Below are 14,186 nucleotides of genomic sequence, written 5' to 3'. Positions count from 1 at the left end.
TGCGCCCCCATTCGTCATTACTTCGCCGGCACCACTTGCACCGGCGCGTTAGGCGTCTCGCCGTACATCGCCGGTTCGTACATCGCCTCGACCCGCGTTGGCGGTGTCGCGAACGTGCCGACGTTGTTCAGACGCACCGTGTACTCGATCCGATGCTGCCCCTTCGGCAGGTAATCGTAGTAGGCACGATAGGTGTCCTGCGCGCGCTCCTCGAAAGCCGGCGTGGCGCCTTCGCTCTTCTCGCCTTGCGTGGCGATGACCGAATCGCGTCCAAGCCCGCCACCCAGCACTGTCGCCCCGCCAGGCAGCGGATCGCTCACCACGACCCAGCGCATGTCGGCCTGCGCGTCGATATCCAGACGCACGCGCAATACCGCACCACGCACGAAGCGATCTCCCGAACGATCGGCGGCGTCCTGCACTTGAACACTGCGCGTCACGCGATAGCCGGCGGAGAACGGCGCCTTGAGCGGAACGGCGGCCAGGCTCTGGATCGTTGCCCAAGGCTTGCCGACGCCCGTCTGGTCCAGGCGCAATACATCGCGCGCGCTGTCCTTTGCGGCAGCCGCGTTGCTCAACCATGGCAACGAGACGGCCGGCGGCACGGTGCCCGCCTTGAGCTTGTCCCAGTCGACGGTTTGCACGCTGCCGCTCGTCTGGTTGTCGCGCTGCCACTGAATGGCCGTGTGTCCCGTCGGCGTGTCGCGCTCGAATCGTGCCGAGAATCGATCCACGGCCAAACCGCCCCAGACGTTCGCCGTGGTCGTCGACCAGGCCCCGCGCGACTGCAGTCCCAGCAGGCCGATCACGAGACGCGGCATCTCGTCCTTCCATGCCGGGTTCGCGTTCATCAGCAACGCCAGCCGCGCCGCGTTAGTCTCGGGGCCGACCATCAGCCACCAGAGCCCGTCGCTTGCCTGCGTGGAGAAACCCACACGTGTTCCCTGATATGACAGACGCGCCCGCAGGATCTGCTCGGCCTGCGCCATGCGCTCGGCACGCTGTGGCGCGTCGGGCAGGCGCTGCAGGATCGCGTACCAGTCGATGACCGCAGACGTCGGCCAATCGTTCGGCGCTAGGGTGAGCGAACTCAGCATGCGTGCGCTTGCCCGACCGTACCGGGACAACGCTTCGATGGCGCTCAGCTTGCGCAACGTCAGGTCGTCACGCGGGGCCCAGAAGCGGCGCGTGAGACGCCCTTCGACGAACGCCGTCAGTCCGTCCTCCATGCGTGCCAGCGTGTCGTCCGGCAACGCATAGCCTGGGTCGAGCGCCTTCGCTTCGCTGCTTACGGCCAGCAGATAGGCAGTGAGCGTATCGCTGCCCTGATTCGCAAAACCCTCTTGCGGCGGGAAGTAGCTCGCCAGCCCGTCGTCGTCGAGATACGACGGCAGCGTGCCCATCACCCGTTTCCACTGCGCAGTGTCGCGCATGCCGATCGCCTTCGACGCCAGTTGCTCCAGGCAACCGTACGGATAGACCTCGAACCAGCGCTTCACTCCCGGCAATCCCTGCGACAGACGCGGTTGCAGGCTGATGCGAACCCCGCCGCGCAACTTTCCGGTGCTGTCTGCCACCGCGCCCGCTGGCGGTGCCATGGGCAGCGTCAGACTGCCTTCGACCTGCGTGAGCACCGACTGCTGGACGCTCGCAGGCAACGACGGCTGAATATCCTGCCCGACCTTGATGGCATCGCTCGCGGCGGGCGCCGTGCCCGTCGCCAGTGCCTGTGCGCTGACTTCCCACAACACGCGTTGGGCACGCGTGTCCGCCAGTCCGGCAGGCGCCGTCACGTCCCACGTCACTTCACGCGATTCGCCGGCCGGCACGTCAACCCGTTGCGGTGCCAGGGTCAGTTGCGTGGCGCGTGCGATCAACTGCACCTGCATTGCATGTTGCGTGGTATTGCGCACGGTGAACTGGGCACGATACATGTCGCCCTCGCGCACCAGCGGCGGCAAACCCGAGATCAATTGCAGGTCCTGCGTGGTGCGAATGGTCGCCGTCCCGGTGCCGAACCAGCCAAGCGCCTGCGCACCGGGCCTGCCATCATCGGCCACGGCCACGATGCGGAAACTGGACAGCGCGTCGCCCAGCGGCACGTCCACACTCGCCTCGCCCTTGTCGTCGAGCACGACGCGCGGTTGCCAGAGCAGCAGAGTGTCGAACAGCTCGCGCGTCGGACTCTTGCCGCCGCCGCCGCCCGCCGGTACGGCCTTGCGACCGTAGTGGCGGCGTCCGATGATCTCCATCTGTGCGGTGGCCGTCGTCACGCCGTAGCTGCGACGCTGCCACATGGCATCGAGCAGATTCCAACTGGTGTTCGGCGCCAGCTCCAGCAGCGCCTCGTCGACGGCCGCAACGGCAACCTCGGTGCCGGCCACGACCGGCTTGCCGTCCGGCTGCGTGACTTTGATGCGCACCTTGGCATGACCGCGCACCGGGTACGTCGCCGCGTCCGGCTTTACTTCCACGCCAAGACGCTGCCCCGCCGTGCCCACACGCAACTCGGTCAAGCCGAAGCGATAGGCCGGTTTGCCCAGATCCACCAGCCCCGTCGGGGCCTGATACTCCCGGCCCTCGTACCAAAACGCCCGGAACCATTCCAGCGGCTGCTTCCAGCCCCATTGGAAGAACGAGTACCAGGGCACTTCATGGATTCGACCGCGCACCGCGAGCACCGACACGTAAACGTTGGGGCCCCAGGTGGGTTCGACCTTGAGCGAAATGCTGGGGTCCTTGCCGGAGATCTCCATCGTGCGCGTCTGGATCACGCCTTCGCGCTCGATCGCGACGAGCGCCGTTGCCGAGCGGAACGGCATGCGCACCTGAAGCTTGGCCGTCTCGCCCGGCTCGTAGGCCCGGCGCTCCGGCAGCACATCCATCCGGTCGGTATTGTCACCGCCGAACCAGACCTCGCCGCGTCCCGTCACCCACACGCTCGTTGTCGACGTACTCAGATTGCCCTTGTCGTCCTTGGCCTGTGCCACGAGCGTAATTTCGCCCGGCTGCGAGAGCGAAACGTCGCACGCCAGCAAACCGCGCTCGTCCGTCTTGCCGCTGCACACCGTGCCGAGATCCTTGACCTCGGTGTGGTTGTCGTACGCATAGAACCCCCCCACCATGCGCTTGCGACTGCTGGTGGTCATCCGCGCCTCGGCGCGCACGTCCATCGCCACCCCGGCCTTCGGCTTGCCCTGCAAATCAAGCGCGAGCGCCTTCACCGGAAGCTTGTGGGTCACCGACACCCAGCTCTCGCTGCGCACGCCTGTGATGAGATTCGCGGGCCACAACGTGGCATTGCCCCGAAGCGTCTGAATTTCGCCGTTCGGATCCGCGAAGCTCGCCTCGAGCACGAGATCGCTTGGACGGTCGACCTTGGGCAAGTCCTTGAGCGTCAGATTACCTGCACCGTTTCTGTCGAGCACAAGCCGCTGCTTGTCGGCGACCAGCTTCTGATCGCTCGCTCCCGCACTCTCGTCATTGCCCTGATCCCCGTCATCGGCCCCCGACTGCGCCGACGGCGGACGGTACGGCGTGAAGCTGAAATCGTCGTACCCGTCGAAGGTCATGTCTCGCACGCGCAACAACGCCGAGACGCGCACCGGCAAGTTGCCCGCCGGGCCACCCGCCACGTAGTTCACCTGCACATTTACCGGGGCTTCGGTCTTGTTGATGAGCGGTGACTTCGCGGCATCGCGCACACTAATCGATCCGGCCAGCACCGGCAGCCGGAAAGCCTCCACGCGGAAATGCCCCGCGTCGAGCGATGAGGGATACGACTTCGGACGCGAATCCGCCTCCGTGTAGTCGAGCGTCACCGCGTACTCGCCAAGCTTCGCGCCCTGCGGAATCTGGAAAGTGTTTTCGGCGAGCCTTCCGTTGCGCCACTTGATGGGCTGCGTGTAGGTTTGTCCGGAACCCTCATGGGTGATCGTCAATTGCGACGGCAGACTCGCGGGCAACACCAGCCCCTGCATCGTTTCCTGACGGATGAAGTGCTTCATCGACACCGTTTCGCCAACGCGGAACAGCACGCGGTCGAATACCGTTTGCGCGCGCACGGTGGGACTGCTGCCACCGTCGGTCGGCACATGAAACCGCCAGGGCTCGATGCCGCGATCCCAGTCGGAAGACACGAACGCCATGTCGGGATCGTTCCCCTGCGTGCGGGCGACCACGAAGTACCCCGAGCGCATCGACTTCTCGCAGTACCGGTATCGCTCGAGCGACTTGTCGATCTTCGCCACGCCCGTCTTGTCGGTCACGGCGCTCGCCACTTCGCTGCCATCGCAATCGAGCACTCGCACCTTCGCATTGGCCACCGGCTGGCCTTTGTCCAGCGTCGTCACCCACGCAATGGAATTCTCGCGGCCCATCTTGAAATGCACCCCAAGATTGGTGACGAGCACCGTCGTGCGTACGTACATCGGCAACGACTTGCCCAACAGGGCCGCCCCGAGCGATGGCGAGGCCAACTCCACGACATAAAAGCCGGGCTTCTGGAATGGAATGCCGACCACTTCGAACGGGCGCGGATCTTTCTCCTTGGGCACGGGCAGGGTCAACGCCTGGACGCCAGGCCATCCGGACAGCAACGACAGGCTGCGCGTGTCATAACGCGTGATCTTGTCCTCGACGATCACCGCGGCATTCGGCCCGAACGCCACATTGGCCGCTGGGGCCGTAAGAATCGACGGCATCTCCTGCGCAATCTGCTTGCGGGTCATCGTCGTTTCGTCGAATCGGCGCACGCGCGACATCCAGTTCATGACCTCGGCGTCGTCGTCGACCCGCAGTTGCAGGGTGCGTCCGCTCTCGCCGCCCCCGCCGGTCTTTGCAGCCTCGCCAGCCACGCCCAGCCCGTTGATCTGCAGCGCGGGCTCGACCTTGCGCAGCGTGACCGGCAGCATCGGCGGCATGCCGGGCTCGGCAAAGCGCTCCACAATGCCGAACGGCGCGGCCGCGAACTTGGCCAGCGGCGGCATCGTCGCCGTCTTCGTCTTCAACGGGAATTCGCCTGCGTTGTCGAGCGCTCGGCCACTGTCGTCCGTAAATCCTTTCGGCAGCGAGATCGTCAGCTCGGCCTTCTCGGGGAACGGCGCGTTGAAAGTGACATCGCTCACACTGGACGTGCGATCCGAATCGCTGAACGCCGGCGACCGTTCGGCACCCGCGCCATGCAGACGAATCTTGGCCGCCATGTCGCGCGCAACGGGCGAGTTGAACGTCAGACGCAGTGGCCGCAACGGCGTGCAGGGCGCGTTCGCGTTCTCGCGCTCGCAACTGAAACTGGCCGTGAACGGTTCACGCACATCGTATTCAAAACGTCGCGCCTGCTTCGTTGGCACGCCCGATGGCGTGGTGATACCCGCGCCCCACACCAGATGCATCTTGGCGCCCGCCGCAAGCGTTCGGTTGCATTGCAGCATGACGACACGCGCGGCCTGCTTCTCCAGACTGAAACGCTTGAGCAACGCCGAACGCGTGTCGCCCTCGATTCCCTTCACGCCGATGCGTTCCCCAACCCCTTCCGTCTCGCACCAGGCGTGTTGAATCACACTGGCGGGCTGCGCCGCGCCATTGAGCGTAAGGATGAAGATCTGGTTTTCGTCGATGGGACCGTACGACGGACGGATGGCCGTGACGGCCGGGCCGCCCGTGTTGAACGCGTAACGCGTGGTGCCCGACAGCGCGGCGCCCGAGACGGCGGACAACCCGCCGCGCAGCTCCACCGAGCATTTCGCACCCGGCGGCAGCGACGACTTGAAATCGTAGACCCAGATCTTCGGTTCGAGCCAATGGCCCTCGCCTGCGAGCGACGTGTCGGAGCACTTCACGGCGGCTGGCGCCTGCGCGCGCGGATCGCCCGCCGGCACCATGGCTTCGTCGAACTTCACGACGACCTGGTCCACACTCGCGACCTCGCCTTGCGGACTGACGCTCGTGACGCGCGCCGCCTGCACGGGCGACGCGGCGAACCCACCAAGACACAGCACCGCCCACACCCACGGCGCGGCCGGCCAGACGCGTTGCGTTCGGCTTTGCATGCCGGTCTCCTCCCGAGTTCTGGTCAGGCGATTCTACCCCGCAGTCGTTGGCATTTCGAACCGTTTCCCTTCCCATGCACATCGGGAAACCGCATTTCGGATCGGCCGCTCGACCAAGGCGGAATCTTCTGGGTTGGGTTCCAGGATTCGCCTATGTCACACTGGCACCTTTCCATGTTCGCAACGTGGGCGCGTCATGTCTCTAGCCATTCTCCACCCCAAGAAGAACGCACTGGTCTATCTGGTGAAGATTCTTAGCGGCTCGCTGATCGTCTGGTTCGGCCTGCGGGCGGCAGGCTTTCCAGAGCCTTATTGGGCAATGATCTCGCTCATCATCGTGACCGAACCGGACCCGATGCAGGCGCGCAGCAACTTCAAGGCGCGCTCGATCAACACGATCACCGGGGCCGTCATCGCTTGCATCGTCTTGCTCGTCTTCGGGCCCGGGCTGGCGGCCATGCTTGTGGGCATCACGCTGGCCACGCTGGCTGCAATGCTGGTGCAGAACTATCCGGCCAATTGGCGTCTGGGCCCGGCCACGGTGGTCATCCTGATGTCGGCAGCGTTGAGCGGACAGGGGCAAGGGCTGCATCAGGAGCTCAGCCTCGCCATGTTGCGCGTGATCGAAGTGCTGATCGGCTCCACTGTCGCGCTCATTCAGTCGCTAATCTATGGGCGCTACGTGAAGCCCTGGTTGATGCCTACTGACTGAGCCGTCGAACATAAGGCCGCGCAAACGGCTTGCCGTCCGATCCATCGATCGGACAAGCGAACGCCTGCCCCAAGCGCGCAGGGACATGCCGGGACATCCGGCAAAGGGCGGGAAAATAGCGATGCGAGGCAGCGTGGCGCCGCACCCGCTCAGCGAGACGATTGTCGGTTCGCCAGATAGTGCAGCGGCAGCGCATTGCTGCGCTTGAAAGCGCTGAGCACGATGTTCGAGCGCACGTTCTCCACGCCCGGCACCTGCATCAGCCGCTTCATGACGAAGGCCGACAGGGCATTCAGGTCCGGCACCACGATGCGCAGCAGGTAATCCGCCTCGCCAACCACCGCGTGACACTCGAGCACTTCGGGCAACAGATCGATTTCCGCCTGAAAACGTTCGATGACCTGATCGCCATGATGTTGCAGACGCAACGTCGTGAATGCCGTCACGGCCAGACCCAACGCCTCGGGTCGCAGCACCACACGATATCCCTCGATAACGCCTTCAGCCTCGAGCCGCTGCAGGCGGCGGCCTATCTGCGACGCGGAAAGCGCCACGTGCTCCGCCAACTGATGGTGCGTGGCACGCCCCTCCTTCTGCAACGCGTCCAGAAGAGCCAAATCGAAGTGATCCAGAACAAGCATGACGATTCTCCGCAATAATTCACATTTTTATGCGAAATTTATGCAAACGACTTTCACCACAGGCGCATTATGCGCCCATTTCGCATGCCATGCGCACTACACTTTCAATCACTGTCACTGCCTGATTGAGTCGTTCGCATCATGTCCCTTACTGCCATGCTCCGAGAGCAATTCGATGCCGGTCTCACGACCCGGCCCGACTTCACCATTGAACAACCCGTCGATCAATACGGCGCGGTCGATCACGCGGTGTGGCAGCAACTCTACGAACGTCAAACGGCGATGCTGCCGGGCCGGGTCTGCGATGCGTTCATGGACGGCATTCGCGCCCTCGACATGGACGCGCGTCGCGTGCCGGAGTTCGAACACCTGAACGAAAAACTGATGGCGGCGACCGGCTGGCAGGTCGTTGCCGTACCCGGACTCGTGCCGGACGACGTCTTTTTCGAGCATCTCGCAAACCGCCGCTTCCCGGCGACGTGGTGGATGCGCCGTCCCGACCAGCTCGACTACCTGCAAGAGCCCGACTGCTTTCACGACGTCTTCGGTCACGTGCCGCTGCTCGCCAATCCGGTGTTCGCCGATTTCATGCAAGCCTACGGCAAAGCCGGCAAGGTCGCGCAATCGCTGGGGGCACTCCCGTTGCTCGCCCGCCTGTACTGGTACACCGTCGAATTCGGCCTGATGCGCGACGGCGACGGCCTGCGCATCTATGGCGCCGGAATTGTCTCGAGCCGCGGCGAAACCGACTTCTCGCTGACCTCGCGCGCGCCGAATCGGCTCGGATTTTCGCTCGAGCGGGTACTGCGCACGCAATACCGCATCGACACATTCCAGCAGACGTACTTCGTGATCGACGACTTCGCCCAACTGTTCGACGCCATGCGTGCCGACCTGCCCACGCTGTTCAAGACGTTTGCCGAGCAGCCGGCATTCGAGGCCAACGCCCGCCATCCCGACGACACGCCTATCCTGTTGCCGGCATGATGCACCGTCTGGCAGGCCCCGGGTCGCGCCGCGGCCTGTCGTTCGACGCCTCCTGGCGCCCGGTCTTATGTCCCGACCCTTCGCGTTATAGGACAGGGCTCACGCACACGCCCAGCTCGCCTGTGAAACAATAGGTCGCATGAACCGGCAACCCTGCCGCTTCGTGGGCGCTGCGTGCGGCCCAGCCGACAACCCTCCTGACAACCGTACGCAGCCATCACTGACGCCATGCCGGCGTCGGTGCATGCCCGTTGGCCCGATTTGCACTGAACGCTTTGAAAGGAATGCCATGACAACACGACTCTCCTCCGAGGCACGCGCCAGCCTGACCGAAGTGCTGCCAGAGTGGCACCAGGTGGTCGGACGCGACGCCATCCAGCGCAGCTTCACATTCCACGACTTCAATGAGGCCTTCGGCTTCATGGCGCAGGTCGCGCTCAAGGCCGAGAAGATGAACCACCATCCAGAGTGGTTCAACGTCTATAACCGGGTAGACATCACCCTCTCGACGCACGACGCCGACGGCCTGACCCAACGCGATGTCGATCTGGCCGTGGCCATCGACCAGTTCGCAGGCGATCGCGCCTCCAACTGACCTGCCGCTGCGCGCTTGCTGCCGCGGGTAACGCCCGACGCGTTCAGCGCTTCGGTGCGAGCAGCGTGCCACGGCACGCCTTGGTACCGCAGTGGCAAGCGTATTCGCGTTTCAGTTTTGCCGTGTAGCGCGCGTCGATCACCAGACCGTAGTCGTAAAACAACTCTTCGCCAGGCTCGATGTCGCGCACGGCATAGATATAGACATGTTCGCCCTCTTCACGCGCTTCGCAGTTGGGCGAGCAGGCGTGGTTGATCCAGCGGGCGTTGTTGCCGTCGACCTTGCCGTCGATGCACCGTCCGTCTTCCAGACTGAAGTAGAAGGTGTGCGTCGGGTGGGCCGGATCGTGAGGATGGCGGCGCAAGGCCTCACGCCACGAAATGATCTCGCCCTTGTACTCGATCACGCGATCCCCTTTCTTGAGACGCTTGAGCGCGTACACCCCCTTACCGTGGACGCCGGACTTCCTGACTTCGATTCTGCGCTTGGCTGCCATCTCTGTGCGATGAGGTTTCGTGGATGCAAAAAAGCGCAGTGTACAGGCAGGCGACACTCATGTGCGTGACAAGCGTCGACGAAAAAAAACGTCACCCGGTACCGAATGACGTTCTCCCCCTGGCTCGCGCCGCCTGCGCGTGACGAATGCCGGCCAGCCGCTCAGGTTTTGCTATACAGCTTCCAGACTTTGCGCTGCATGGCGATGTCGGCGTCCTCATGCGCGTTGCAGTCCAGCGGCAGGCGCGAATCGTCATACGTCACATTGAAGTGATCGCAGCGGTATTGGCCTTTGCCGCGCGCCGAGACTTCGAAGTGGCTGCACGTCAGGCACATGCGTTGCGGTGGTACGTCGCCCCGCTCCTGCATCGTGAAGATCAGCTTGACGAGCGTTCGGTAGAGTTGGGCACATTCCTTCTCGCCCAACGATTCCGACGCCGTGGTCAGGAAGTTCGGCCATTGCGACGCCTTTTTGGCTGCCGTCTTGCCGCGCGCAGTCAGACGCAGCGCCAGGGCACGGCCGTCGTTCGCATCGCGACGCTTCTCGACCAGGCCCTTGTTTTCCAACGTGCTTACGGCCTCGCTGACCGTGGCCGATGTGAGTGCGGCATCCTCCGCAATCTCGCCCAATCGCATCGGCACGCCACGCGAGAGCAAGAGCGTCAGAATCTCGCCCTGCGTCGGCGTCAATCCAGCCATTGCCGCGCCCTCCCAGGCGTGGCTCCGTAACGCGGTTCCCATGCGCAACAAACCGGCTGTCACGCGCTTGGGCAGCGCTTCATCTAGTGGGGTCGGAGTAGCCATGATTTTCGTTAGGATTTCTAAAAACTATACGTCAGTAAAACAGCTTGTCAAATGAACTTACGGGCGGTGCATCACACGTCTCGTCATTGCCTTGCATCCATGTCGGCGCCCCGCCCGGGGGAAACCCTAAGCCACTTCCGTGTCGATACGCGACGGCAAGTCGCTGTTGAACCCACCGCCCCACCACGATTCCATTGTGTGTTCTGAGTTTGATTTTGGCGTATCAGTTCTTGTACTGATCTCCCAAATCCTACTCAAGATGTTTACAAAATATTGGTGTCCTGCGCACTCGCTTTGCGAAGGATCAAATTGGGAAAAACATTTCGCATCCCATGCCAATTACGCGGCAGATCGAACAGGCGTCGCCCGCAGCGGCCGTTGGGAACCGCCTCGCATCCCGCACGATCTCCGCGCACATCGGCAAAGCCTCGCCAGACATGGCTCGCAGACCTTAGCGATCCCACCCACGGGCCACCATCGCGGACAACGATCTTGTGAAAATCCACTCGATTTTCGAGACATTTCGGCGCCATCCGACATGCGGCGTGAGCGTACCCGATGCCCTGCGTTTCGTAGCAAACGTCCAACGACATGCGAATCATTTGAAACGCGACCGTAAATCGCCAATCGGCGAGGGAGGTGCTGCGCAGGAAACTGGAGGGAAGTGCGGGGCAACGTGTCCGCGGGAGGCCCCTTCCGGACACGCGAATTGAAGAATTTGACAGTACCAGCGATCTCGCTCGTTACATTCAGCAAAACCAGCATCTTTCACTTCTTGCACCACGCACGCCAAGTCACATTTCAAAGTGGCGAGATTGTATCCGCGAACCGTTCGGCTAACGCAGGAACGTCAAAATTATCCACAAAACCCCGTTTTCGAGGGTGTCCTGCACAATATTTAGGCGCCTGTGGATAACTTTCTGGATAACCTGTCGGACTGGTTGTGCATGGGTTCGGGATAACTCGCGAATCTTTCCACAAGGCCAAAAACTGTTCCGAGTTGTTCTTGGGATACCCGCTGTTTTTCCATCCAGTTCTCATTCGGGCAACTTTCTGTTTACTCGACGTTAACTGTGGTTATCCACAGGAGTCGGCCGCCTTTGTTAACTACTACTATGTATACATACAGTAAACCTATTAAAACCTTAAAACCTTGCTATGGGCGACGCAAAAGCGGCAAAACGCGCTCAGCCTGAATCGTGGAAAACGCGTCGCTCGCGAGGCACGATTCGGCCAACGGCTCAGGGACACGGCGCGTCGTGGGTGGGCCTAAACGGAAACGGTTGCTGCCCGGTAGCGCGTGCCGGACGGTTGTGAAACGTACGGGCAAGAAAAAACCCCGCCAAGGCGGGGTTCCTCACACCGATCGCTTAACAACGATCGCGTCCGGAGACCGACGGTACCCAGTCCGGCCCGTCGGCCAAGGCCTCAGTTCATGCGGCCCATCGCAAGCATTGTTGGCGAACCATTTCGTTGAGTGACTTGGCTTCCCCGTGGACATCGCGCAACCAAACAGCGTCGTTCTTGCCAGATGCGACAAGCTGACGGACTTCTTCGCAGGCCGCTTCGGCCTCCAGCACCGCGGCGTGCGGCGTGATGATCTCCAGCGTCCGCATGATGTGATGCCCCAATGTGGTGCGCTCGCCGGTCTGAGGATCGACGTAAGCCCCTTCCAGCCCAAAGCGGCAAGCTTCGAAGCGATTGAACGTGTAGACGAGGTAATCGTCCTCGCTCAGCACGAACGGACGCTCCTCGAGCAGATAACGGGCCAGGGACTGGATGTAACAGGCGATAGCGGCCGCGCGGCCGACCGATAATGGGGTATCCATGACTCGCACTTCGATCGTCCCAAAACCCGGTTTCGGCCGAATATCCCAGTAGAAGTCCTTCATGCTCTCGACGACGCCGGTTTTCACCATCTTGTCGAAGTACGTCTCGAAGTCTTCCCACTTCAGCACGAATGGCGCACGCCCCGAGAGCGGGAACGCGAACACCGAGTTCAGACGTGCCGAATGGAATCCCGTGTCGACACCTTGCACATAGGGCGACGAGGCCGATAGCGCGATGAAGTGCGGGATATAGCGCGACATGGCGTGCAGCAGGTACAAGGCACTGTCCGGATCCGGGCAGCCGATGTGCACGTGCTGGCCGAAGACCGTGAACTGCTTGGCCAGGTAGCCGTATAACTCGGACAGGAAGTGAAAGCGTGGCGAATCGTAGATCGTACGTTCGCTCCAGCGCTGAAAGGCATGGGTGCCGCCGCCGCACAGGCCGACGTTGAGCTGCTCGCTCGCCGCCACCAGCACGTCTCGAACCCGGCCCAGCTGCGCGACGGCATCGCTATGTCGATGGCAGATGTCCGTCGACAGCTCGATCATGCTTTCCGTCATTTCCGGCTTGATCTCGCCAGGGTGTGTCTCCTTGGCCACGAGCCGCATCAGATCGGCGGCGGCTTTGGTCAGATCGTAATCGTGGCGATTGACGATCTGCATCTCCAGCTCCACACCGAAAGTGCACGGCTTCGAGGGAATGAATGCTTCTAATGACATGGTTTAATCCTTCCGTTCGCCGACCAGGGCCAACGCCCAATAAACCACCAGCGGCGCGACCAGTTGCAGTGCTGCGACCGTGCACATCACTACCGCCTTGAGCGTCGGGTCGAACTGCGGGTAAATGTCGTACGTGTCGGCAACGAGTACGAACGCGAGACTGGCCATCGGGCACAACGACAACCCGAGCGCGACGGCCTGCTTGTAACTGATCCCCGCCTGACGGGCGACGGCGACCGTGCCCACCACCTTGGCGATGCCGCGCACCACGATGATGGCTGCCGCGGCCAGACCGCCGATCACAACGTATTCCCACCGGAACGCCAGCGACGTCAGCACGAAGAGCACCACCGCAAGCAACCAGCCGGCCGTGCCGAAGTACGCGGGCCAAAGCTGCGGACGCTCATCCAGATTTCGGAAAATGATCCCGGCAAGAAGCAATGTGAGCGAGTTCGGTAACTTGAGCATATGCACCAGCGCGACCATCAGCATGATCAGGCCGATGAGAATCACGAAAGCATGCTGGTCCTGGCTACCGAACTTGCGAAAGATCAGATTGCACGCCTTGGCCAGTACGAACGCCAGCACGATCGAGCCAATGAGCAGGTACAAAGGGTGAAACAGGACGACCCACACGCTCGAGTGGTACGCCTGGTGCATCCATCCGTAGACAAGCTTCACCGCGACGACGGCGTACACGCTGTTAAGCGCCGCCAGAGCCAGCAAACGCTCCGTTACCTGCCCCTCGGCACGCAGCTCGTTCTTGAGCTGGATCACCACGGCCGGCGAGGTCGCCATGCTGATGGCGGCGATGAGCACTGCGCTCAGCGGCGCCACCCCGAACACCCACAGCACGGCATAGACCGCCACGAAAGTGAGCAAAGCTTCGAGCGCGCTGGTAACGATGATCCAGGGGTTGGCCCGCATCCATTTCAGGTTGAGGCGGCTGCCCAGTTCGAACAGCAACAAACCCAGCGCCAGATCGATCAGCAGCCGGATGGCCGCGCTCGTCTGCGCGTCCAGCATCGAGGAAAGACCCAGGGTACCGCCGACCAGCCCGACCACGGCGTAACCGGTGATGCGCGGCAGGCGCAGTCTCCGGAAACAGATTTCTCCCGCGAGTCCGGCAAAAACCAATGCCAGCCCAGCGAAGAAAACGGGATCGGGCGTCGGCGGCCAGCCCGGAAAGAGGGACAGTTCCGACGTCATTAATGCTCGCTTTGCGCCGCTTGACGGCGCATCAAGTGGTGGAAAGGAAAGAAAGTCGCGCGCGGGGTTGCAGATTAAGAACAAATGCACGACGAACCCGAAGGGTTGGGCCCATTTTGCCACACTCGGTTTCCGACGCTTCCA

The 14,186-nt window shown here is 62.5% G+C and carries 9 protein-coding genes; 3 read left to right on the top strand and 6 right to left on the bottom strand.

Annotated elements, in window-relative coordinates; genetic code table 11:
• Nucleotides 1-17: 17 nt before the first annotated feature.
• A complete protein-coding gene (locus tag PCE31106_RS16310; protein WP_150563989.1) occupies nucleotides 18-6,050 on the bottom strand; it encodes an alpha-2-macroglobulin family protein in 6,033 nt (2,010 codons plus the stop codon).
• Between the two features lie 196 nt (nucleotides 6,051-6,246).
• On the opposite strand from PCE31106_RS16310, the gene PCE31106_RS16305 reads away from it, so the two are divergent.
• Nucleotides 6,247-6,762: an FUSC family protein gene (locus PCE31106_RS16305; RefSeq protein ID WP_017233862.1), complete on the top strand. Its 516-nt coding sequence runs from the start codon at nucleotides 6,247-6,249 to the stop codon at nucleotides 6,760-6,762.
• A 149-nt stretch (nucleotides 6,763-6,911) separates the two neighbouring features.
• On the opposite strand, the gene PCE31106_RS16300 is transcribed toward PCE31106_RS16305, so the two are convergent.
• Nucleotides 6,912-7,403: an Lrp/AsnC family transcriptional regulator gene (locus PCE31106_RS16300; protein WP_017233863.1), complete on the bottom strand. Its 492-nt coding sequence runs from the start codon at nucleotides 7,401-7,403 to the stop codon at nucleotides 6,912-6,914.
• A 141-nt stretch (nucleotides 7,404-7,544) separates the two neighbouring features.
• Here PCE31106_RS16300 and phhA point away from each other — a divergent pair, with 141 nt between their 5' ends.
• Nucleotides 7,545-8,390, top strand: a complete 846-nt coding sequence (gene phhA / locus PCE31106_RS16295; RefSeq protein ID WP_150563988.1) for a phenylalanine 4-monooxygenase — start codon at nucleotides 7,545-7,547, stop codon at nucleotides 8,388-8,390.
• A 289-nt stretch (nucleotides 8,391-8,679) separates the two neighbouring features.
• Nucleotides 8,680-8,985, top strand: a complete 306-nt coding sequence (locus PCE31106_RS16290) for a 4a-hydroxytetrahydrobiopterin dehydratase (RefSeq protein WP_017233865.1) — start codon at nucleotides 8,680-8,682, stop codon at nucleotides 8,983-8,985.
• A 43-nt stretch (nucleotides 8,986-9,028) separates the two neighbouring features.
• Here the strand turns inward: PCE31106_RS16290 and PCE31106_RS16285 are convergent, their stop codons facing one another.
• The 4 genes from PCE31106_RS16285 to PCE31106_RS16270 all read right to left on the bottom strand — a co-directional run bounded on the left by PCE31106_RS16285 (nucleotide 9,029) and on the right by PCE31106_RS16270 (nucleotide 14,042).
• Nucleotides 9,029-9,481, bottom strand: coding sequence for an SET domain-containing protein (locus tag PCE31106_RS16285; protein ID WP_017233866.1), 453 nt, complete (start codon nucleotides 9,479-9,481; stop codon nucleotides 9,029-9,031).
• A gap of 161 nt (nucleotides 9,482-9,642) precedes the next feature.
• A complete protein-coding gene (locus tag PCE31106_RS16280; protein ID WP_174975236.1) occupies nucleotides 9,643-10,284 on the bottom strand; it encodes a MarR family winged helix-turn-helix transcriptional regulator in 642 nt (213 codons plus the stop codon).
• Nucleotides 10,285-11,717: 1,433 nt separating this feature from the next.
• Nucleotides 11,718-12,833, bottom strand: a complete 1,116-nt coding sequence (locus tag PCE31106_RS16275) for a YbdK family carboxylate-amine ligase (RefSeq protein ID WP_150563987.1) — start codon at nucleotides 12,831-12,833, stop codon at nucleotides 11,718-11,720.
• Nucleotides 12,834-12,836: 3 nt separating this feature from the next.
• The gene (locus PCE31106_RS16270) at nucleotides 12,837-14,042 is read right to left on the bottom strand and encodes a cation:proton antiporter (protein ID WP_150563986.1); all 1,206 of its coding nucleotides are present in this window, start codon (nucleotides 14,040-14,042) and stop codon (nucleotides 12,837-12,839) included.
• Nucleotides 14,043-14,186 lie beyond the last annotated feature (144 nt).

Origin of the sequence: Pandoraea cepalis (assembly GCF_902459665.1) — a bacterium.
Taxonomy (GTDB): Bacteria; Pseudomonadota; Gammaproteobacteria; order Burkholderiales; family Burkholderiaceae; genus Pandoraea; species Pandoraea cepalis.
Note: the sequence above shows the minus strand (reverse complement) of the source record. Positions and strands in the feature narration are given on the sequence as shown.